This is a genomic window from Flaviaestuariibacter terrae (assembly GCF_054777635.1).
Genome location: NZ_BAAHAL010000006.1, coordinates 1 through 21,267 on the forward strand (window position 1 = coordinate 1; position 21,267 = coordinate 21,267).

The 21,267-nt window shown below is 58.7% G+C and carries 21 protein-coding genes and 1 rRNA gene; 8 read left to right on the plus strand and 14 right to left on the minus strand.

Features of this window, described 5'->3' with window-relative positions:
• Window positions 1–80, plus strand: a 5S ribosomal RNA gene (gene rrf, locus ACYU7Z_RS00690); the annotation flags it as partial.
• 140 nt (window positions 81–220) lie between these two features.
• Here rrf and ACYU7Z_RS00695 read toward each other — a convergent pair.
• Entirely contained in the window at window positions 221–1,963 is a 1,743-nt protein-coding gene (locus ACYU7Z_RS00695; RefSeq protein WP_460566601.1) for a M14 family metallopeptidase, read from the minus strand.
• Between the two features lie 80 nt (window positions 1,964–2,043).
• Window positions 2,044–2,298, minus strand: a complete 255-nt coding sequence (rpsT, locus tag ACYU7Z_RS00700; protein ID WP_460566603.1) for a 30S ribosomal protein S20 — start codon at window positions 2,296–2,298, stop codon at window positions 2,044–2,046.
• 165 nt (window positions 2,299–2,463) lie between these two features.
• Between rpsT and ACYU7Z_RS00705 the strand changes: the two genes are divergently transcribed.
• From ACYU7Z_RS00705 to ACYU7Z_RS00715, 3 genes are all read left to right on the plus strand, one after another.
• Window positions 2,464–5,214 carry a 2-oxoglutarate dehydrogenase family protein gene (locus ACYU7Z_RS00705; RefSeq protein WP_460566605.1) on the plus strand — a complete coding sequence of 917 codons (2,751 nt, stop codon included), beginning with the start codon at window positions 2,464–2,466 and terminating at the stop codon, window positions 5,212–5,214.
• A gap of 97 nt (window positions 5,215–5,311) precedes the next feature.
• Window positions 5,312–6,556 carry a 2-oxoglutarate dehydrogenase complex dihydrolipoyllysine-residue succinyltransferase gene (gene odhB / locus ACYU7Z_RS00710; RefSeq protein WP_460566607.1) on the plus strand — a complete coding sequence of 415 codons (1,245 nt, stop codon included), beginning with the start codon at window positions 5,312–5,314 and terminating at the stop codon, window positions 6,554–6,556.
• Window positions 6,557–6,626: 70 nt separating this feature from the next.
• On the plus strand, window positions 6,627–7,706 hold the full coding sequence (locus ACYU7Z_RS00715) for an RsmB/NOP family class I SAM-dependent RNA methyltransferase (protein ID WP_460566609.1): 1,080 nt from the start codon (window positions 6,627–6,629) through the stop codon (window positions 7,704–7,706).
• On the opposite strand, the gene ACYU7Z_RS00720 is transcribed toward ACYU7Z_RS00715, so the two are convergent.
• The 4 genes from ACYU7Z_RS00720 to ACYU7Z_RS00735 all read right to left on the minus strand — a co-directional run bounded on the left by ACYU7Z_RS00720 (window position 7,701) and on the right by ACYU7Z_RS00735 (window position 12,504).
• Entirely contained in the window at window positions 7,701–9,698 is a 1,998-nt protein-coding gene (locus tag ACYU7Z_RS00720) for a S8 family serine peptidase (protein ID WP_460566611.1), read from the minus strand. The two genes, ACYU7Z_RS00715 and ACYU7Z_RS00720, sit on opposite strands and share 6 nt — an antisense overlap.
• A 6-nt stretch (window positions 9,699–9,704) precedes the next feature.
• A complete protein-coding gene (locus tag ACYU7Z_RS00725; RefSeq protein ID WP_460566613.1) occupies window positions 9,705–10,709 on the minus strand; it encodes a hypothetical protein in 1,005 nt (334 codons plus the stop codon).
• A gap of 65 nt (window positions 10,710–10,774) precedes the next feature.
• Entirely contained in the window at window positions 10,775–11,869 is a 1,095-nt protein-coding gene (gene mnmA, locus ACYU7Z_RS00730) for an MnmA/TRMU family protein (protein ID WP_460566615.1), read from the minus strand.
• A 218-nt stretch (window positions 11,870–12,087) separates the two neighbouring features.
• Window positions 12,088–12,504 carry a DUF5684 domain-containing protein gene (locus ACYU7Z_RS00735; protein ID WP_460566617.1) on the minus strand — a complete coding sequence of 139 codons (417 nt, stop codon included), beginning with the start codon at window positions 12,502–12,504 and terminating at the stop codon, window positions 12,088–12,090.
• Window positions 12,505–12,604: 100 nt separating this feature from the next.
• Between ACYU7Z_RS00735 and ACYU7Z_RS00740 the strand changes: the two genes are divergently transcribed.
• Window positions 12,605–13,651, plus strand: coding sequence for a hypothetical protein (locus tag ACYU7Z_RS00740; RefSeq protein ID WP_460566619.1), 1,047 nt, complete (start codon window positions 12,605–12,607; stop codon window positions 13,649–13,651).
• Between the two features lie 180 nt (window positions 13,652–13,831).
• Here ACYU7Z_RS00740 and ACYU7Z_RS00745 read toward each other — a convergent pair whose 3' ends face one another.
• The 7 genes from ACYU7Z_RS00745 to ACYU7Z_RS00775 all read right to left on the minus strand — a co-directional run bounded on the left by ACYU7Z_RS00745 (window position 13,832) and on the right by ACYU7Z_RS00775 (window position 17,818).
• On the minus strand, window positions 13,832–14,191 hold the full coding sequence (locus ACYU7Z_RS00745; protein WP_460566621.1) for a hypothetical protein: 360 nt from the start codon (window positions 14,189–14,191) through the stop codon (window positions 13,832–13,834).
• Window positions 14,188–14,736: an RNA polymerase sigma factor gene (locus tag ACYU7Z_RS00750; protein WP_460566623.1), complete on the minus strand. Its 549-nt coding sequence runs from the start codon at window positions 14,734–14,736 to the stop codon at window positions 14,188–14,190. The genes ACYU7Z_RS00745 and ACYU7Z_RS00750 overlap by 4 nt, the downstream gene beginning before the upstream one ends.
• Window positions 14,737–14,890: 154 nt before the next feature.
• Window positions 14,891–15,337, minus strand: a complete 447-nt coding sequence (locus ACYU7Z_RS00755; protein WP_460566625.1) for a sulfite exporter TauE/SafE family protein — start codon at window positions 15,335–15,337, stop codon at window positions 14,891–14,893.
• Between the two features lie 10 nt (window positions 15,338–15,347).
• The gene (locus ACYU7Z_RS00760) at window positions 15,348–15,911 is read right to left on the minus strand and encodes an inorganic diphosphatase (RefSeq protein ID WP_460566627.1); all 564 of its coding nucleotides are present in this window, start codon (window positions 15,909–15,911) and stop codon (window positions 15,348–15,350) included.
• Entirely contained in the window at window positions 15,908–16,267 is a 360-nt protein-coding gene (locus tag ACYU7Z_RS00765; RefSeq protein WP_460566629.1) for a fluoride efflux transporter FluC, read from the minus strand. The genes ACYU7Z_RS00760 and ACYU7Z_RS00765 overlap by 4 nt, the downstream gene beginning before the upstream one ends.
• Window positions 16,268–16,274: 7 nt before the next feature.
• Entirely contained in the window at window positions 16,275–16,688 is a 414-nt protein-coding gene (locus ACYU7Z_RS00770; RefSeq protein WP_460566631.1) for a hypothetical protein, read from the minus strand.
• Between the two features lie 122 nt (window positions 16,689–16,810).
• Entirely contained in the window at window positions 16,811–17,818 is a 1,008-nt protein-coding gene (locus tag ACYU7Z_RS00775; protein ID WP_460566633.1) for a PhoH family protein, read from the minus strand.
• Window positions 17,819–18,149: 331 nt separating this feature from the next.
• Here ACYU7Z_RS00775 and ACYU7Z_RS00780 point away from each other — a divergent pair, with 331 nt between their 5' ends.
• Entirely contained in the window at window positions 18,150–18,386 is a 237-nt protein-coding gene (locus tag ACYU7Z_RS00780; RefSeq protein WP_460566634.1) for a hypothetical protein, read from the plus strand.
• A gap of 178 nt (window positions 18,387–18,564) precedes the next feature.
• Window positions 18,565–19,005, plus strand: a complete 441-nt coding sequence (locus ACYU7Z_RS00785; protein WP_460566636.1) for a single-stranded DNA-binding protein — start codon at window positions 18,565–18,567, stop codon at window positions 19,003–19,005.
• A gap of 61 nt (window positions 19,006–19,066) precedes the next feature.
• On the opposite strand, the gene ACYU7Z_RS00790 is transcribed toward ACYU7Z_RS00785, so the two are convergent.
• Window positions 19,067–20,020, minus strand: coding sequence for a TolB family protein (locus ACYU7Z_RS00790; protein ID WP_460566638.1), 954 nt, complete (start codon window positions 20,018–20,020; stop codon window positions 19,067–19,069).
• 116 nt (window positions 20,021–20,136) lie between these two features.
• Between ACYU7Z_RS00790 and ACYU7Z_RS00795 the strand changes: the two genes are divergently transcribed.
• Window positions 20,137–21,261, plus strand: a complete 1,125-nt coding sequence (locus tag ACYU7Z_RS00795) for an Ldh family oxidoreductase (RefSeq protein ID WP_460566640.1) — start codon at window positions 20,137–20,139, stop codon at window positions 21,259–21,261.
• The last annotated feature ends 6 nt before the right edge of the window (window positions 21,262–21,267 follow it).

The following is a 21,267-nucleotide window of genomic DNA, read 5'->3' on the forward strand; positions in this document are numbered from 1 at the left end:
CCCATCCCGAACAGAGAAGTTAAGCCCCTCATGGCCGATGGTACTGCACCAACATGCGGGAGAGTAGGTAGCCGCCATATTTATTACAAAATCAGCCCCACAGTAATGTGGGGCTTTTTTTATGCGCGGACCTGGACGGAGTAAATGAAAAAGAAAAAGGCCCTCAGGCCTCCTTCATTTCGTTTCCTTATTAAATACTGTCTCTGAGTCTTTCCAATAATCAATGCGCCGCCCTCAGCAGCCGGAACACCGGGTATTGCATGTGGCCCGGCTCGTACCACGGCGACCGCTTGTATACGAAATCCAACTGTGCGGCTGCACTCTTCGCGAATGCCGAATCCGTTTTCCGGCGTTCCTCCAGCGCAGCCTGCACCACCGGGTGCTCCTTCAGGAATGCCGCTGCCCGGTCTTCAAAAACATAATCCGAAAATCCTTCCTTCTGCGCCAGGATCGCATCGAAGAAGTTCCAGGCGAAATAACTGTCTTCCGCCTGCGGCTCCAGTGTCTCCATAAGGAATCGCTCCCCCGGCTGCTGCAGCGGGACATAATAATCTCCTTTGCGGAAATGCTGGCGCAGCTGCTGCCTGCTTACCTGGACATTACTATTCGGATGATGCCCCTCGTAGGGCCGCTGTGCCGCCGTATAGCTCTCGATCCGGTAGCCTTCGACGTCCAGCACCGTGTCGGCCGCCAGCCGGCGCATCCGGATCCCATTTGCCTGCAGCCGCTCGATCACCTTCCACCAGCCCTGCGGGATGATGTAGGCTTGTGGCACAGTCACCGGCAATGAGTCGATATACGTATTATAGAATGGGATCTGTTTTGTGAACGGGCGACTCCGGTCATAATACCTGCGGGGGAGTCCTGAGACATCGCTCCTTTTTTCAGCAGCCTCGAAGCCGTTGAACGTGATATCGGTATGCTGGGCCGGATCCAGGCGCCAGGCGAGCGGCAGCGAAGCGGCTTTCGCTTGGGCGGTAAATTGTTGCGCGCGTGCTTGTCGCAGCTCGCCGGCATGGGCCGCCATAAAGGCAATGAAGCTTTCCATCAGCAGGCGTGTGGCCTCCACCCGTTTTGCATAGGGTTTCAGCATATGCGTTTCCGGAACAAATCCGAAGGTGTTCCAGAGCGTCGTGTAGCCGCTCGAGTAACGCGGGCTGTCGTGGAATTCGGGCCAGCCCTTTTCAGGTGGGCCATCGTTCCAGTGGTTGACATAGGGAACCAGATCGATGCTGCGCGCTTTCATCAGCGAATACAGCGCCGGCTCGAAGGTTTTGTTGAGGTACGCGCCCATAGCTCCGCCCAGCTTGTTGTGCTGCGTGCTCAGGAGGGTCATCACGTGCTGGTAATCGGCGCCGTTGCTCACGTGGTTGTCGACGAAGACCTCCGGGTCGAGCCAATGAAAGATCCGCGCGAACGAGCGTGCGTTGCGGCTGTCGGCCTTGATAAAATCCCGGTTGAGATCGAGGTATTGCGCATTGCCGCGCGAGCCTTTTTCTTCGGGCCCGTCCTGGTCGATGCGGTAGTAGGGGCTGCGGTTGAGGGCACCACCGATATTGTACACCGGGATGATCGCCAGCACCACGTTGGCGGGCAGCTGGAACCTCCGCTCCACGATGGCCCGTACCAGCAGCATCGATGCATCGATACCATCGGGCTCGCCGGGATGGATACCGTTATTGACAAAGAGGATCGTCTTGCCCTTACGGTGAATCGAAGCGGGATCGAAGTCGCCGTCGGCGGAGACGAGCACCAGGTGGAGCGGCTCTCCGGCGTCGGTTGGCCCCATGGTCTTCATGAGCACGAGCGGCGAAGCGGCATCGAGCTTTTTCCACCAGGCGATCGCCTCAAAATAGGAGGGGCTTCCGTTGCCCCCGTGCTGTTCGAAATACGTTGGAAAGCGTTCCTGGGCGCCGGCGCTGAGCGTCGCGGCAAGCAGGAACGGGATAACCGGTTTGCGCATCTGCTAATTTAGGCCAGCGGGGGCCAACAAAAAAAGCGCTCCCGGGGGAACGCTTCAACGTTTTTATCGTGTTGCGGCTATTAAGCGAGCTTGTTGACGCGCTTGGCGAGCTTGCTCTTCAGGTTGCTAGCCTTGTTCTTGTGGATTACACCACGCTTGGCCAGCTTGTCGATCATCTCGACTACCGAAGGCAGCTTGTCGCCGGCAGCAGCTTTGTCGCTCAGTTCCTTCAGGTCGCGTACGGCATTACGGGTAGTTTTGCCGTAGTAACGGTTGCGCTCACGACGCTTAGCGGACTGACGCACATCTTTCTTTGTTGCCTTATGATTAGCCATGTTCTTTTAATTTCGGAGGGCAAAGGTAGGGAAATAAGTCCGAAGTCGAAAGTATGAAGTTGGATTTTTTTGTTAAGGGGTAATCGCAACGCTTCGTCCCGATTTGCCCGGGCAAGCGAAACAACGGTATATTTGCGTACCCAAAAAAATTCAAATCCCCTTTTCATGAAGGATTTCTCGTATATCACGAATTCACATCCTGCCTATATAGAAAGCCTTTACCACGATTTCCTGGAAAACCCTACGGGGGTAGACCCCGAATTCCGCCGCTTTTTTGAAGGTTTCGATTTTGCCGTCACCCAGGGCCGCAACGGCTCCGCCAGCGCGCCATCCGGCAATGGAACGCCAACCGCCACCGGTGGCGACCTGGCCAGGGAATTCGCCGTTTTCAGCCTCATCCAGGCCTACCGGAAGAATGCCCACCTCGTGGCGAAGACAAACCCGATCCGCGCCCGTAAGGACCGTGGGGCCAACCTCGAGCTCAAATATTTCGGGCTCTCGGATGCCGACCTCGGGCAAGCCTTCAGCGCGGGCAGCGCCATTGGCCTTCCCGGCGCCACCCTGAAGCAGATCGTGGAGCGCCTCGAGCGGGTCTATTGCCAGCATGTAGGCGTCGAATACCAGTACATCGTGGACCGCACGCGCCTCGAATGGCTGCAGCAGCAGGTGGAGAGCCTGTTCGACCAGCCGCTGCCGCTCGAAAAGCGCCGCCGGATCCTCGAGAAGCTCAACCAGGGCGTTATTTTCGAAAAGTTCCTCCATACCAAGTATATCGGTCAGAAGCGCTTCTCGCTGGAAGGCGGGGAGACCACCATTGCCGCCCTCGACGCCATGATCAACACCGGCGCCGAAGTAGGCGTGCAGGAAGTGGTGATCGGGATGGCCCACCGCGGCCGCCTCAACGTGCTGGCCAACATCATGGGCAAGACCTATGAGCAGATCTTCTCCGAGTTCGAAGGCACTGCCATCCCCGACCAGACGATGGGCTCGGGCGACGTCAAATATCACCTGGGCTTCACCTCCGAGCATACCACCCCTTCGGGCGCCAAGGTGCACCTGAAGCTGACGCCCAACCCGTCGCACCTCGAAGCCGTTGACCCCGTGGTGCTCGGCTACTCGCGTGCCAAGGCTGATGTGTTATACGAGTCGGAGTTCGATTCCGTACTCCCGGTGCTGATCCATGGTGATGCATCGGTGGCCGGCCAGGGTATCGTTTACGAGATCCTCCAGATGAGCAACCTCCGTGGTTATAAAACCGGCGGAACGATGCACTTTGTGATCAACAACCAGATCGGTTTTACCACCGACTTCGACGACGCGCGCTCGTCGGACTACAGCACGTCGCTGGCTGCCACGGTGCAGGCGCCGGTGCTGCACGTCAACGGCGACGATCCCGAAGCCGTGATCAAGTGCATGGAAGTCGCGACGCGCTACCGCCAGGAGTTCAATTCCGATATTTTTATCGACATGGTGTGCTATCGCCGCCATGGCCACAACGAAGGCGACGACCCGAAGTTCACGCAGCCGCAGCTCTATGCGCTCATCGACAAGCACGCCAACCCGCGCGAGCAATACGTGCAGTACCTGCTGCAAAACGGCGAGGCCGATGCGCAGGGACTGGCGAAAGAGATGGAGCAGAAGTTCTGGGGCGATCTGCAGGAGCGACTGGATGAAGTAAAGCAGAACCCGTTACCGTATAAATACCAGAAGCCCGACCTCGACTGGCAAAGCCTGCGCAAGGCGACAACGACCGATTTTGAAAGCTCGCCGGCAACCGCCATCAGCGAAGACCGGTTCCGCACGCTCTTCAACGGGCTCATGAAATGGCCCGAGGGATTCAAGCCGCTCCGCAAGGTGGAGAAGATCCTCCAGGACAAAGTGAAGCTTTTTGAAGGCGAGCAGAAGGTCGACTGGGCCACGGGCGAGCTTTTGGCTTACGCCAGCCTGCTGGCCGAAGGACACGATGTGCGCATGAGCGGACAGGACGTGAAGCGCGGCACCTTCTCGCATCGCCACGCCGTTATTTACGACGAGGCGAACAACCAGGAGCACAACCGCCTCAACGGGCTTGTGCCGGAGCAAGGACTTTTCCGCATCTACAATTCCCTGCTAAGCGAATACGCCGTGCTCGGATTTGAATACGGCTATGCATTGGCCACCCCCAACTCGCTCGTGCTGTGGGAAGCCCAGTTCGGCGACTTCGCCAACGGCGCGCAGATCATCATCGACCAGTTCATCGCCAGCGCCGAAACAAAGTGGCAGCGGATGAATGGCGTTGTGCTCCTGCTGCCGCACGGCTACGAAGGCCAGGGCCCCGAGCACTCCAGCGCACGCCTTGAGCGCTTCCTGCAGCTTTGCGCCGAGAACAATATGGTCGTGACCAACATTACCACCTCGGCCAACTTCTTCCACGCGCTGCGCCGCCAGCTTGCCTGGCCTTTCCGCAAGCCACTGATCAACTTCTCGCCGAAAGCGAACCTGCGCCTGCAGGCAACCTACTCGCCGATGTCGGCCTTTACCGAAGGCAGCTTCCGGGAAGTAATCGACGACGAATTTGTTACCGAGGCATCGGCCGTGAAGAAGGTGCTGTTCTGCAGCGGCAAGGTCTATTACGATCTCGCCGAGCGCCAGCAGAAAGACGCCCGCCGCGATGTGGCCATCGTGCGTCTCGAGCAGGTGTACCCGCTGCCGATGAAGCAGCTGGAGGCCCTGCAGGCAAAGTACCGCGGAGCCACCTGGTTCTGGGTGCAGGAGGAGCCGCTCAACATGGGCGCAGCCGCCTTCCTCCGGATGAACCTCGACAAGATCAACTTCGGCATCATCAGCCGCCAGGCAAGCGCCTCTACGGCCAGCGGCTACAGCAAGGTGCACGCGGGTGAGCAGGGAGAAATTATTGACACAGCATTCAATGTCTGATGTATAATGTCTGATCGCTGATTTAAATCCGGCATCAGGCATCCGAGATCCTACATTTGACGCGCGATATCAGGATAAACTAGAAAATATAATTTGGATGATCGAGATCAAAGTGCCCACCGTAGGCGAGTCGATAAATGAAGTAACGCTGGTAAAATGGCTGAAGAATGACGGCGACTATGTGAACCGCGACGAGGTGATCGCCGAGCTGGAGAGCGAGAAGGCCACCTTCGAGGTGAACGCCGAGCAGGCCGGCCAGCTTAAGACCGTAGGCAAGGAAGGCGATACCCTGAACATCGGCGATGTGCTGGCACAGATCGATGAAACGGCAGCAAAGCCTGAGTCGCCTGCCGGGGCTCCTGCGCCCGCTGAAGCGCCCAAAGCCGCCCCTGCTGCCGAATCCAAGCCGGCAGCACAGCCCGCCGCTGCCGCCGCCCCCGTTACGTCCGTTCCCAACGATATCAAGGCAACACCGGTCGCATCGGCCATCATCGCCGATAAGAAGGTGGATCCGAAATCGATCCAGGCCAGCGGCTACAATGGCAAGATCCTCAAGGAAGACGTGCTCGAAGCCCTCAGCAACCCAGGTCGCAAGCCCGGTATCACGGCCTTCAGCCGCGAGGAGAAGCGTGAGAAAATGAGCAACCTCCGCAAAACGGTCAGCCGCCGCCTTGTCGAAGCCAAGAACACCACGGCGATGCTCACCACCTTCAACGAGGTGGACATGAGCGCCATCATGGCCATCCGCGCCGCCAACAAAGATAAATTCAAGGAAACGCATGGTGTCAACCTGGGCTTCATGTCCTTCTTCGCGAAAGCCTGCTGCTTCGCGCTGCAGGAGTGGCCCGCGGTGAATGCCTATATCGATGGCGACTCCCTCGTGTACCACGACTATTGCGATATCTCGATTGCCGTGAGTGCCCCCAAGGGGCTCGTGGTTCCGGTGATCCGCAATGCCGAAAGCCTGAGCATGGCCGAGATCGAAAAGAAAGTGCTGGAGCTGGCCGGCAAGGCCCGCGACAACAAGCTCGCGATGGAAGAAATGCAGGGCGGCACCTTCACGATCACCAATGGCGGCGTGTTCGGCTCGCTGATGTCGACACCCATCATCAACATCCCGCAGTCGGCCATCCTGGGCATGCACAAGATCCAGGAGCGTCCCGTAGTGGTGAACGGGCAGATCGTGGCGCGGCCGATGATGTACCTGGCGCTGAGCTACGATCACCGCATTATCGACGGCCGCGAGTCGGTATCGTTCCTCGTGCGCGTGAAGGAGCTCCTCGAGAACCCCGAGCTGCTGCTCTTCGGAAAAGATCCGACGAAAGCACTCCTCGGACTCTGAGTCAAATAAATTAGTAAAGAAGGTCTTCGTAAGAAGGCCTTTTTTATTGCCAAGGCGGCACCTTTGCCGGATGAAGGTAGATTCCTACGTAAAAGCGGCAGCGACCTTGTTGAGTCAGTATAACGGCAAAACGCCTTTTGCCGGATGGCTGAAGGAGTATTTCCGCAACGAGAAGAAATTCGGATCGCGCGACCGGAGAATGGTGTCGCAGCTGTGCTACAGCTATTTCCGCCTCGGCAACCTGTACCGGGAGCTGCCGACAGAGGAGCGCATCTACAAAGCCGTAGAACTACAGGAAGCGCCGACGCTTTCCGATGCGGAGGCCCTCCAATTGTTTCCGCTGCACCGGCACCTTTCGCCGGAGATCGAAACCCTCGCATTCGCCCGCGCGCAGTTGCAGCAGCCCGACCTGTTTCTTCGCCTGCGACCCGGCAAGGAGGCCGTTGTCAGGCAGAAGCTGGAGGCCGCCTCCATACCGTTCAGCGCCTGCGGGCCCGATTGCCTGGCACTGCCCAATGGCGCCCGCGTAGAGCCGGTGCTGGCTATGAATGCCGAGGCCGTGGTGCAGGACCGCAATTCACAGCAGGTGTTGTCCGCGCTGCAGGAGCGCCTTGCTCCGGATACGAAGTTTTCGCTTTGGGATTGCTGTGCCGCCAGCGGCGGTAAGTCGATCCTGGCGATCGACCGCTTCCCGAGAGTGCAGCTGACGGTTTCCGATATACGCGATTCCATCCTCAATAATTTACGGACGCGATTTCGCGATGCCGGTATCCGCAATTACCGTGCTTTTAAAGACGATGTCGGGGCATCCACCTTCGCGTTTGCGCATCAGTTCGACGTGGTCCTGTGCGACGCTCCCTGCTCTGGTTCCGGCACCTGGGGCCGTACGCCGGAGCAGCTGTCCTATTTTGAAGAAGCGCAGATCGCACACTATGCATCACTGCAACGGCGCATCGCCGTCAACGCGCTGCAGCAGGTGAAAAAGGGAGGTTATTTCCTGTATGCGACCTGCTCGGTGTTTTCGGCCGAAAACGAAGACAACGTGGCTTTCCTGCAAAAAGCAAGCGGGCTGACATTGCTGTCAACCCGCTACTTCAAAGGGTGTGAGGTAAAGGCCGATACCCTGTTCGCGGCCCTGTTTCAATTATAGTTTCGCCAGCTCGCGTGTTCCGAGGAGGCGTTCGCCGGCGTATACAGCGAGGAAATACTTCCCGGCAGCCAGCGAGGAGATATCCAACCGGATCGGCGAAGTGCCCTGTGGCGCCGTGCGTTTCCAGATGCGTACCTGCTTTCCGACGGCGTCGGTGAGCAGCAGCTGGAGATTGTTCTCGGCGGAAGGAAGCGTCAGCTGGAGCGTTACGGAGCCAAGGGCCGGGTTGGGCATCAGCACGATGCTGCGGTCGGAGAAGCCGGGGCTGTTGATACCCGTGCCAGCGCAATTGGCGGCCAGGTTGAGTGTTCGCGTAGCAATGATATCGGATGCCGGTGATGCGGCGGATGTATCGAAATACTGGACAACGCGGTAAGACACGGTGCCTGCGTTGACGCCGGCGAGCGTATCGGCATATTGATATTGGTGCAGCGCGCCGAATACGGAACCCGAGCCCGCGGTGCTGTATACGGTGCTGTAGCCGGCCTGCCCGGGAACATTCCGCTGCAGCTCGTAGCGCATCGCCGACACATCCTTGCTGCTCCAGCTGATGGTAGCTTTACAGGTGCTTTGCGTGAGCGATGACGTGGCGACCGATTTGGTCAGCTCGATCAGCGCCTTGCGCATGTCGGGAATGCCGTAGCCGACGATGCTGTCGGGTGTAGCGGCCCTGCTGCCGGCCTGGCGGATGGCGTTGATAATGGTCATGTTATTCAGCTCCGGGAAGCCCTGCCACAGGCAGGTAGTCAGCCCGGCGAGGTTAGGCGTGGCGAAGGAGGTGCCATTGCCGCCGGCAATGCTGCCGCCCGGGTATTGAACGATCGTGCCGACGCCGATGGAAGCCACATCCGGCTTCACCTGCCCGTCGGACGAAGGCCCGCGGCTGCTGAAGCTTGCCGGTGAGCCCGCGCTGTTGACGGCGCCCACGGCCATCACGCTGTCGCCGTCGGCAGGCGTAATAATGCGGAACCAGCTGTTGCTGCCTTCGTTGCCCGCTGCATTCACCACGAGTATTCCTTTTTTCGCGGCGAGGTCGGCGCCGATGGCCGGCATCGTGGTATTGCCATTCAGATCGGCGTAGGTATGGCTCTGTGCCGTAAAGGGCGCATCAAACGTATTGTAGCCAAGCGACGAGGAGATGAGGTCGCCGCCGACGCTGTCCACGCGCTCGGCACCGCATACCCAGTTGAATTCCTCGATCGGCGTTTCGTTGGCAGCGATCTCCGTGCGGAACAGCCAGAAGCTGGCTTTGGGCGCGGTGCCCACGAAGGTGCCGGGCTTGTTGGCGGCGATCGTCGAAAAGCATTCCTCTCCGTGCGAATCGTCCTCGTTGACGCTGCCATCCAGCGCGGCAAAGTCGTAAACGCCAAGGATCTGTCCGTTGATGCGGACGCTGTCGAGCGAAGGCACCGTTAGGTAATTCTGGTAACCGGCATCCAGCATCCCGATCATCATCCCTTCGCCGTGGAGCCCGATGTTGTGCAGGAACTGGCCGTTGTGGATCTTGACCTGGTTGACAGAGAGACCGTAGTTATACGTATCGGCTTCGGTCTGCTCCACCCGCATCGGCGCGGCCGTACCCGGAGGCTGGGTGAACTTGTTGTTGCCGGCGCTCCGGATCCCGGCGAGGCGGAAGGAGATGCCGCTCACGGAGGACACGAACGGAAATGCCTGGATCCGCGTCAGCGCAGCTGCGTCGGTGGTTTGTATCGATACCGCATTGAGCCATTTGGAGCGGTTGAGGATCGTGACGTTGGGCACCGAGGCGATGCTGTCGATATACCGTTGGGTAACCGGCAGGTCCGTGCTGTCGACCGCGATGCCGTAGCGCGTACGTCGATCGACGGCCCGCTGCGACAGGTAGGCACCGGGAGCGGCGAGCGTAAAGCTGTTGGCGCCTTTGTTGCGAAGCCGCACGAGGTAGCGGGTCGTCTGCGCCTGGGAGGCCGTCGTCGCGATCAGCGCGAGCGCGAGCAGGAGTTTGCTTTTCATGGTTGATCAGTTATGTTCCAGTATGGTCCGCTTCACGCCAAACCCGATCGAGTAGGGAGTGCCGTTGGGATTGGGCTGGAATTCGTAGAGCGTATATTCTTGGGTAATCAAACCGACGCCGCGGGCATATTGATCGCGGGCAAAGGAGCGGAAGCCGAAGGGCAGGATCTGGGTCGTGGTGTCTTCGCCATTGTACCAGGTCCAGGCGCCGTTGTGAAACTCGTAGTTGCGCCCGAAGCCGTTGGGTGTAGCGATGTTGTTGAGCACCGCCGGCTGGTTGCTGAAGTTGTAAACCGACAGCTCGCGGCCCTGCACGGGGTTCTGCGGCGGCACGATCGTGATGGGGGCGCTGGCATTGCCGCGCAGCCACACGAGCTTGGAGTCGGGCGGAACGGTCACGCTGTTACCCGCTACCGTGAGGGTATCGGGGAGGATCTGCTCGTTAATGATATCGATGCTGGCCACGCCCGGGTAGGTCTGACCGTTCACCGTCACTTCCTGGTCTACCGAGCTCACCGTATAATCCCAGTCGGCGATGTTGTCGTCGTTGTTGAAATTGTACAGCGCGGAATAGGGCTCCTGGGCGAGGAAGCGGTTGCCTTTCCAGCTCGCGCCTTCCCGCAGGGGCGTGGCGAGGCGGATCGTCCGGAGGTTGTCTTCCTGTACCTCGTAGGTCCCATTGGTGAGCGTCACCAGGTAGGTGCCCGCCGGTTGCCAGGGACCGTTGCCCGATACATTCCGCAGCGACCGGAAGATGCGCCAGGAGGGGCGGCCCAGTCCGTCCGTGACCGCGGTGTCAACGAGGTGGCGCTCCTGGTACGAGTGCCATTCGGTGTTGCGGCCCGAGTTGGTATAGACGGTGGAGTCGAGCCGGTAAATGATGTACTTGCCGGGCTGCAGGGATACAAAGCCGGCCGGTGTTTCGGGTAGCAGTTCTTCCTTCGAGCTTTTACAGGCCAGGAAAGAGGCCGGCAGCGCTGCGACGAGGAGGAACGGTACGAGTTTTCGCATAGATAGACGTATTCAATCCGGGTGCCAGCCCCGGCGTTTAAAGCTACAAAGAAATCGGGTACTGCTCAGTAGCGCTGGATAATGCCGCCGCCGATCACATCGTCGCCCTCATAGAATACGGCGCTCTGGCCAGGGGCGATGCCTTTGGCCTTTTCAAAAAAGCGCACCCGTACACCGTCGCCTTCCGGGATGATGTCGGCCAGCGTGCCGCGGTCTTTGTAGCGGATCTTCGTCGTTGCCTCGATCCCGTCGCCAATGCCGTCGTACTTGATCCAGTTGATCTTGCCGACAAACATCTCGTCGCGGTCAAGGTCGCTCTCATCGCCCAGCACCACGGTGTTGGTATCGGGGTCGATACCGGTTACATACACGGGTTTTCCGAAGGTGATGTCGAGGCCCTTGCGCTGCCCGATTGTATAGAAAGGATAGCCTTTATGGCGTCCGAGGATATTGCCCTCTTTATCTACAAAAGCGCCACCGGCGACGCGCTCTTCGAGGCCGTCCACCTTGCGGCGGAGAAAGCCCCGGTAGTCGTTGTCGGGCACGAAGCAGATCTCGTAGCTCTCGGCTTTTTTGGCAAGCTCAGGGTAGCCGAAATCGTGCGCCATCTGGCGGATCTCGGTTTTACGGTAGGTGCCGAGCGGAAGGAGCGTGCGGCTCAGGAGATCCTGCTGGAGCCCCCAAAGCACGTAGCTCTGGTCTTTGGTTTCATCGGCGCCTTTCGAAATATAATAGCGGCCATTACTGTGCTGCGCCACCGAGGCGTAGTGCCCCGTGGCGATATAGTCGCAATGGAGCGCGTCGGCCCGCTTCAGGAGGGCGCGCCACTTGATATGCGTGTTGCAGAGCACGCAGGGGTTGGGTGTGCGCCCGGCCAGATACTCGTCGACGAAATTCTCGACCACAAAGGAGCCGAACTCGTCGCGGATATCAAGGATGTAGTGGGGGAAGCCGTGCTCTACAGCGGCGGCGCGGGCGTCGTTGAAGGAATCGAGGTTGCAGCAGCCGGTTTCTTTCTTGGAGCCGCCCGAAGCGGTGTAGTCCCAGGTTTTCATCGTAATGCCGACCACTTCATAGCCCTGCTCGTGCAGCATAAGGGCCGTAACGGTGCTGTCGATGCCGCCGCTCATGGCGACCAGCACTTTTCCTTTTTTGCTCATGTTTTCGGTCTGCCCGGGAGTTCAAAGCTCCGGCCAGGGCGCAAAAATACAAAGGAATGTTCTTAAGGTTTTGGTAGGTTTTGGAGGGTTTTGAGAGGTTTGGAGAAGGTTTTGAAGGGGCGCGCCGCGTCAGCGGCGGCACTTTATTGCTTCGGACTTCAGTCCGAGGACAAAAAAAGAGGCCAGCGGCCTCTTCAGATGATGGGTTCCTTGCGGGATCAGGCAGGGTTTGACTGCTCGAAATCGAACTCCAGATTGCGGCGGCGGGCTTCGAATTCTTCCCGGTTGCCATAGGGGCCGATGTAGCGGATGCTGTTGCTGAACCCGAGGATGGGAATGAACACGATACCGAGGAGGACAATCCCGACCGTAAATGCCTCGTCCTTGCCAAAGCTTTTCGAAATCATGTTCCACATCCAGATGATGAAGATGTAGTTGACCAAGGGAATGAAGAACATCAGGAGCCACCAGCCCGGCTTTCCGGCGATCTTGAGCATGACGTACATGTTGTAGATCGGGATAATGGCGGCCCAGCCCGGCTGACCGGCTTTCTCAAAGACCTTCCAGAAAGCTGCGATCATGAGCGTTGTGAAAACAAGTGCGACGACGATAAATCCAATGAGGAATCCTTCCATAAAAAGTGGGTTTTGGTTCCCGAATATAAAAAAAATAAAAAACAGCAAACACGGTACAAAGGCAGAGCCTTATCTAGGCGGCCACGGCTATCTTCGCGGCATGAAAGGAATTATCGGAATCTTTTGCGTGCTGACCCTCATGGCCTGCAACGGGCAGGGAAAGGGCAAGGCCGCCACGGGGGGCGACTCAACCACGAAAGACGGCCAGAAAGCCGTGGCCGCGGCCCCGGGTACGCCCGAAAGCCGCCAGGCGAAGCTCGACACGGCTCGCTACGACTACCTCATGAAATACCTGGCCAACGGCGACAGCTCGGGCCGCTGGCCGGTGAAGAATGCACCCTACCCGCTGCCCGGCGCGATCCTGCCGTTCTACCGGCCGATCGCTTACTACGGCAACCTGTACTCCAACAAGATGGGTGCGCTTGGCAAATGGCCCAAGGCGCAGATGATTCCCAACCTTCTTGCAGAAGTCAAAAAGTGGAACGAGGCCGATACGGTCATCAAGGCCATTCCCTGCCTGCACTACATCGCGGTTACCGCGCAGGGCGCGCCGGGCAAGGACGGCAAGTTCCGCTACCGCATGCCGCTCCACCAGATCGATACGATCCTCAACTGGGCCAAGGAGATCAACGCCCTGGTGTTCATCGACGTGCAGATCGGCCTCAGCACGCTTCAGGAAGAAATCCCGCAGTTTGAGAAATACCTCTCGTTGCCCAACGTGCACCTTGGCATCGACCCCGAATTTGCCATGTTGGGCAAAGGAGGCAAGAAGCCCGGCACCGTCATCGGCACCATGGATGCCAACGACATCAACTGGGTCGGCGAATACCTGGCCAACCTGGTCCGGAAAAACAACCTGCCTCCCAAGATGTTCATGATCCACCGCTTCACCAAGGGCATGATCACAGGCTACGATCGAATCAAGCTGCGCCCCGAGCTGCAGGTGATCATCGATATGGATGGCTGGGGACCGCCGGACCTCAAGAAAGGCACGTACCGCTACTGGATCAACGAGCAGCCGGTACAGCACGTTGGCTTCAAGCTGTTTTATGTGAACGACGTGGAGAAGTCGGGCCAGAAGGAGATGATGAGCCGCCAGGACCTGCTGAAGCTGAAGCCCATTCCGGAGTACATCCAATACCAGTAATCAGTCAGATTCCGGATTTGAGTGTCTGACATTGGATGTCGGATGCCTGATATCAATAAACAAAAGCCGCGCACCGCGCGGCTTTTGTCATCTTACGATATGATGTCGATCCGGGTTGAATTGTCTATCACTTCATTCGTCAAGCTCACCGCTCACCGCTCACCGCTCACGCCCCATCGCTTATTTTCCCGTGTGCATCCGGATAACGACAAATCCGATCAGGACCAGTAGAAGTACGGTAACGAGTGTGATGATTAGCCAGGGTTCCAGCTGCAGCGTCTGGCCCCTGCGGCTGCGGCGCTTCCGGGTTTTCTTCCGGAGGTCGCGGTTCAGCGCTTCGACGATTCCGGGAAGCTTGCCTTTGTCGGACAATCCCTGCAACCCTTCCACGGCATCGGTCTCGAAGTCGTTGTCGAGCAGCTGCGCCTCGAGCTCGTGCTGCCGCTCGGGCGCGAGGTGACCTTCGAGGTAACGCAGCAGCGTTTCCTGGTCTACCTCGGAGTGCAGGCTGGATAATATGTCTTTGAGGCGTTCGTTCATGACGGGTTTTCTTTCAGCTTGCGCTCCAGCAGGATCCGCAGGTTGCGCTTGCCGTTCTGGATATAGCTCTTGACCTGCATCAGCGAATAGCCCGTGGCGTCGCTCACCTGCTGGTAGCTTTTCTTATCCAGGTAAAACAAAGTTACGCACTGGCGCTGCTCCGGTCCAAGCTCACCCAGCGCCCATTCAAGGTGCCGGTAGGTTTGCTCGTTGGCCAGCAATTCGTCGCGGCTGTCTTCGGGCGCGGCGAAGGAGTGGTTGTCGATGTCCTGCACACGGCGGCCCTGCTGGCTGCGGAGCTTCATCAGGCAGTGGTTCTTGGCCACCATGTACAGCCATGACTTGAAGAACTCGATCTTGAAGCGCCCTGCCTCGGTGAGTACTTTCAGGAATACCTGCTGCACGGCATCGCGAGCTTCGTGCTCTTCCTTGAGGTACTTGAGGCACACACCGAACAGCAGCATCGTATAGCGTTCCAGCAAATGACCGAGCCATTCCTGGTCGCCGCTGCTGTAGTAGTGCGCCAGCAGCTCGTTATCGGTCATATGATGGGGGCGAGGCGGCAGAAGGATCTTGATTTACGATTAAGATGCAGGAATGTCCGGTTTCCATAACGAACTACCGGTTAGCGAGAAAGAACGTTGCGCCGAAGGGCCCGGTTCCTGGATTGCCGGGACGGGTGCGGCGTTTCATTTTCCCTTACAGTCGGCGTGGGCCCTCAGGGTCGGATGCAATGCTCATGCTCGCCTCGTTGGCTTTGGCGGTTTCCTTGATCTTCTTGTCGAGGAAGAGCATCTTGAACGCGACGAGGATGAGCACGGCTGCGAAGATTTTCTTTACCGTGTCTTGCGGCAGGCTCAGGGCCACCTTGCTCCCGAGAAACCCACCGACGACAAAGCCTGCCGCCACCAGCCACACCGCCTGCATGTTCAGCTCACCGGCCTTGTGGTATTGCCATACCGCGAGGATGCCCACGGGCAGGAGCAGGATACCGAGCGACGTGCCCTGGGCCATCTTCTGCGAATAGTTGAGGAGGTACACGAGCGCGGGCACGATCACGATGCCGCCGCCGATGCCGACGAGGCCGCCGAGCATGCCGGCAACAAGGCCCACCAGCAGGAGGGCCAGTACGATCTGGATGGTCATGGGCTTCTGTTTAAGCTTCGTGCTGGAAGGTTTCACGGTATAGTTCGATTGCTTCGCCGATGATTTTATAGGCCGTTTCGCGGGGCTGGAAATCCTCGATCACAACTTCCTTGTTCTCCAGCACCTTGTATTGCTCGAAGTAGTTCTTCAGCTCGTTGAAGAAGTGTTGCGGGAGGTCGCCGATCTCGCGCATGTGATTCACGGAGGGGTCGTTGGTTGCGATGGCAATGATCTTGTCGTCTTCCTCGCCATTGTCGATCATCTGCATGTTGCCGATGACGGTGGCCTCCACGAGGCAGAGCGCCTGGATCGATTGCGAGCAAAGTACGAGGATGTCGAGCGGGTCGCCGTCGAGGCCGAGGGTCTGCGGAATGAACCCGTAGTTAACGGGGTAGTGAAAGGAGCTGTAGATGACGCGGTCGAGCTTGAGCAGCCCCGTTTCCTTGTCGATCTCGTACTTGGTGCGTGAGCCCTGCGGGATCTCGATGAGGGCATTGACCTCGCGGGGCGCGTCGGCGCCGAAGGTGGCCCCGTGCCAGGGATGGAGAACCTGCAGGGTAGGTATTTTCTTCATGAAGGAATGACTTTGTAGCCCACGAAGGTAGCCAGCAAACCGCCAAGGAAGGTGGCGGCCGCGTACAAAAAGAACGCGCCGCCGCGTCCTTCATGAAAGAGTCCGTTGGCTTCGAGGCTGAATGCCGAAAGGGTCGTGAAGCCGCCGCAGAAGCCGCTCATCAGCAGGGCACGGCCATCGTTGCTCAGCTGGCCGCGCTCCAGCAGGCCCCACAGGAGCCCGATAAGGAGGCACCCGGCGAGGTTGACGCCGAGGGTTCCGATGGGGAAGCGCCCGGCATTGAGCCAGCGCTGGAGCGCAAAGCGAAGGATGCTCCCGGCGGCGCCCCCGAATCCTACCCAGAGATACTGTTTCATGCTGCGGTCATTTGTTGGCGTTGCCCAGATAGCTGTACTTGAGGTCTACCAGCCACTTGCCGGCCGAGCGGAAAACGAGGAGTGAGTCGCGCGTTTTCTTGTAGGAATTATCATAGATCACGACGCTGCTGCTGTCACTGAGGTTGCGGGTGTCGTAGATGCGGATGCTGGCTTCCTGGTAATGACGGTTTTCTTCGCGGGTCATCCGCGCGCGCTGGTCGCTGGCTACTTTGAGAAGCTGCGCGTTCACCGAATCGGTGAGCATGTAGTCGCGGGCCTTGTTGAAATCGTTGTCGAGCGACGCACGCAGGAAGTTGCGCGCGGCATCGACGTCGCTGTCGGAGGCCGCGGGCGTTTTGTCGTTGGCGCAGCTGCCCAGTACCAGCAGCAGCAACGTGCCGAAAAGTAGGCGGTTAGTCATGCCTGCAAAGAAAGCGACAATCTGCCAACGCGCTTGATTAGAGTTTGGCGGTGCGCGTGCATAAAAAAAGAGCCGCGGGGTTTCCGCGGCTCTGTGATTTGTTGCTCTTTCTTCATCAAGTGCTACCCTTGCGCGCCTTCTTCGGGTCGCTTCGGGGCAAAGCGTTGGCGTCGCTCGAGGCGCTCGGCTTCTTCCATCTCCATTTCGCGCTGGCCTTCCTTGTCGTAGGCCTTCAGGATGGCTTTCACGAGGCGGTGACGTACCACGTCTTCCTCGTCAAGCTCGATATACCCGATGCCGTCGATGTTGCGGAGGATCTTACTCGCTTTGGCCAGGCCGGAGCGCTGGTTGCGCGGAAGGTCCACCTGCGTCAGGTCGCCGGTGATGATCGCCTTGGCGTTGCCGCCGATGCGGGTGAGGAACATCTTGAGCTGCAGGTCGGTGGCGTTCTGTGCCTCGTCGAGGATAATAAAGCAGTTGTCGAGCGTGCGTCCGCGCATGTAGGCGAGGGGCGCGATCTCGATGGTGCGTGTCGACATGTAGTAGCCAAGCTTGTCGGCCGGGATCATGTCGTCGAGCGCATCATACAGCGGGCGCAGGTACGGGTCGATCTTTTCCTTCAGGTCGCCGGGCAGGAAGCCCAGGCTTTCGCCGGCCTCCACCGCGGGGCGGGTGAGGATAATCTTTTTCACCACCTTGTTCTTCAGCGCGCGCACGGCCATGGCCACGGCGGTGTAGGTCTTACCGGTACCGGCAGGCCCGATGGCGAAAACGATGTCGTTCTTTTCGGCCGCCGTTACAAGGCGCTTCTGGTTGGTGGTGCGGGCCCGCACGGTTTTGCCATTGGGGCCGAACACCAGCACGTCGGCCGGGTTGCGCTCCACGAAGTTGTCGACGGTTTCGGCGTCGTCGCCTCCGAGGACCTGCTCAAAATAGTTGTCGCTCATGTGGCCGTTGCGCTCCAGGTACTGGATCAGCAGCTCGATCTTTTCGCGGGCGCCGTCGACTTGTTCGGGCGCGCCACTGAGTTTGAGCTGTGTGCCGCGGGAGAGGATCTTGAGCAGGGGAAATTTTTTCTTAAGGATGTCGAGCTTTCCGTTGTTGACTCCGAAGAATTCAATCGGGTTCACGGTTTCAAGATTGATGATCGTGTCTCTCAATGGAGGTAGGTTTTCGTGTAAAAAATCCGGCGAGGGCCGCAGATAGCATCCAAGTTGTTCGTGACTACAATATAGGGCCCGCTGGGCCAGGACACCGTAGTGACTTGTACACAGATGTGAATTAAAAAATTGTGCCGATAATTCCAAAAAAACGTTTTCGGCGGGTGCAGAGTTTCGCACATCTTATGCCCATTCGCCTGTTTCAAATTTACAAAAAAGGGGGCGGTTCTGCTGTTACGTAAACGTTACAAAAAGAGCGGTTCCGGTGTGTTCTTTGCAGCCATTCCGGAAACGTTTTGTTATGAACAGGAATACCGAAAACAGCTCGTCTCAGAACCGGCAGGCCGCTGGCCGGCAGGAAAGCCAGGGGCGGAACACGCCGGCCGGTAGCGGCAACAACAGCCAGGACCTGTCGGACAGCCGGACCGGTCAGCAGCGGGTGAGCAGCCGGGAAGGCGCCGGCGCCACCGAAACCGAAAGCGAGCGCGCCAACCGCAACGAGGACGAAGGCGTTCGCGGCGGCAACAGCTCCATTTAGATGTCGGATCTCGGATCTTGGATCTCGGATCTCGGATCTCGGATCTCGGATCTTCGATCTCGGATCTGGGATCCCGGATCTGGGATGGGGAACGGGCTGCTGTACCGGCGTGTTTTCACGATTCAGGGGATGGCAATGCCACCCCTTTTTCGTACCTTAGGGGCCTAATTTGAGCACTATGATTAAAATGCAAGTGATTGGCAATCTGGGAAAAGATTGCGTCGTTAACACCGTTAACGGAAAGAATGTGATCAACTTTACGGTAGCCCATACCGAGAAGTACAAAGACAGCCAGGGCAACCCCCAGGAGAAGACAACCTGGGTGGATTGCGCGTACTGGACTGACCGCACGGCCGTTGCCCCTTACCTGACGAAAGGCAAGCAGGTGTATGTGGAAGGCCAGCCCGAAGTACGCAGCTTCACGCGTCAGGACGGCACTGCCGGTTCCTCGCTTTCGATGCGCGTACGCGAGCTTCAGCTGATCGGCGGCAGCCGCAACGAGAATGAAGGCGGAGCCGGCGGCTACGGACAGCAGTCGTACGGCCAGCAAAGCGCTCCCCAGCGTCAGAGTGCCCCGGCAAGCGGTGGCGACGACATGGCGGACGACCTTCCGTTCTGATGATTTCCAAAAAAAGTAAAAGCTCCCGCGAGGGAGCTTTTTTCGTTTATGCCTTTTGCGTTCAGAGCAGTATAGCCTTCACGCTCCACAGGTCGGCGTAGCTGTTGATCGATGGCTTGTTCTTCGGCGCACCGGCATTCGAGCTGAAGTAGATCGTGTTGTCGGGGCCAAAGGTCGGGAACCAGTTCACGGTGTTGCCCTGTGTTACCTGCGTCAGCGAGGAGCCGTCATTCTTCATCACGAAAATGTGCGCGCTCTGGTCGTCGCGGGTTGATGTGAATACGATCATCCTGCCGTCTTTGGAATAGCTCGGGTGGAAGTTGCTGAAGTCGCCGGAAGTAAGCTGCGTGCTTTGTCCCGTCTTCATGTCGTACGTGAAGATCTGCTGGAACTTGCCCACCTCCTTTGTATACAGGAAGCTTTGTCCGCCGGGGTGCCAGCTGCCATACGAGCCTTCGGTGAGCACGGTGAAATTGTTTCCGCTCGGGTCCATCAGGCACATCTGGTAGCCCGCGCCGATACGGCTTTGGAAAAGGATCTTCTTGCCATCGGGCGACAGGTTGGGGTACGAGTCTGTTTCGCCCATCGCCGACGGCGTGATGTAGGAGATGCCGTTGTTGCCGTCGATGCCGCCCTTGCAGATCACCGGTTTCGCAGGTCGGTAGTAGGTATACAGGAAGCCTTTCGAATCCGGCATCCAAGAGCCTTCAGCCGTGCTGGCCCCGATGATCGGTGTGCGGCCCGGTTGCCCGATGTTGATATAGACAAGGCCGAAGCGGTCGCTGCCGGTCTTATTGTCGTCGCGGGTGTAGAACAGTACGCGCTTGCCGTCGGGGCTGACGCGCGGGTAGTATTCGGAGATCGGGTCGTTGCTGAGGCGGATCAGCTCGCGGGCATTGCCCGTAGTGCCGGGTGCATTGTCGGGGATGATGGGTTTCCTGATCGCTGATACGGAGGCGCAGCCCTGGATGACATAGGCAAGCGCACAGAAGGAGAGGAGGCGGAACTGTTTCATAAAAAGTTTTGTCGGGTTTAAGAATGAAAAGCCGTTGTGCTTCGATGGATCAAACGTAGCGTGGCCCTCCTGCGCCGCGAATACCTAATTCTAAGTAAAATGGCGGCAGCCGCTTTATGAACGCGACAAGGGGGCAGCTTATCTTCGCGGCCATGAGCACCCCGGTTTATTCGTACGAGCAATTGCATTCCTTTACCGAAGCGGTTTTCCGTGCCATCGGTTGTCCGGCCGACGATGCGCAGCTGGCCAGCAAGGTGCTGCTATCCGCCGACCTGCGCGGGATCGACTCGCACGGCATCGCCCGTCTCATTGGGTATGTGCGGCTCTGGGAAGCGCAACGCGTAAAGGCCGATCCGCAGGTGCGCATCCTGCACGAAACGCCTTCCACCGCTACGGTCGACGGCGACAGCGGTCTTGGACTCGTGGTGGCACCCAAGGCGATGCAGATCGCGATCGATAAGGCGAAGCAGGTAGGCACCGGCTGGGTAAGCGTGCAGAACTCCAATCACTTTGGCATCGCGGGCTACCATGCGCTTATGGCCCTGGAGCATGATATGATCGGCATTGCGCTCACCAATGCGAGTCCGCTCGTGGCGCCTACATTTTCGGTGGAGCGCCTCCTCGGCACCAACCCCATTTGCGTGGCCGTACCGGCCGGCGCCGAACCTCCTTTTGTAGCCGATATGGCCACTACCACGGCCGCCAACGGCAAGCTCGAGATCCTTCAGCGCAAGAAAGGTGTCGCCCCGATGGGCTGGCTGCAGGACGCATCAGGCGGAAGCGTTACCGACCCCCATGCACTCAAGACCGGCGGTGCGTTGCTGCCGCTTGGCGGCGACCGCGATCATGGCTCGCATAAAGGCTATGCGCTGGGCGCTGTTGTAGATATACTGTCGGCCGTGCTCAGCGGCGCCAACTACGGCCCCTGGGTGCCTCCCTTCCCGGCGTATGTGCCGATGCCCACCGGGATGCCGGGTAAAGGCATCGGGCATTTCTTCGGTGCCATGCGCATCGATGCCTTCCGGCCGGCCGGCGAATTCAAGGAACATATGGACAACTGGATCCGCCGCTTCCGGAGCGCCAGGACCGTCAAAGGGCAGGAGCGGGTGCTCATCCCGGGCGATCCCGAGCGGGAAGAAGAAGCGCGGCGCCACAGCGGCGGCATCCCCGTGCACGGGGCCGTGGTGGACGACCTGCGCGGGCTGGCGGAGAAATTCAGCATTCCGATGCCCACGGCTTAATTTTGC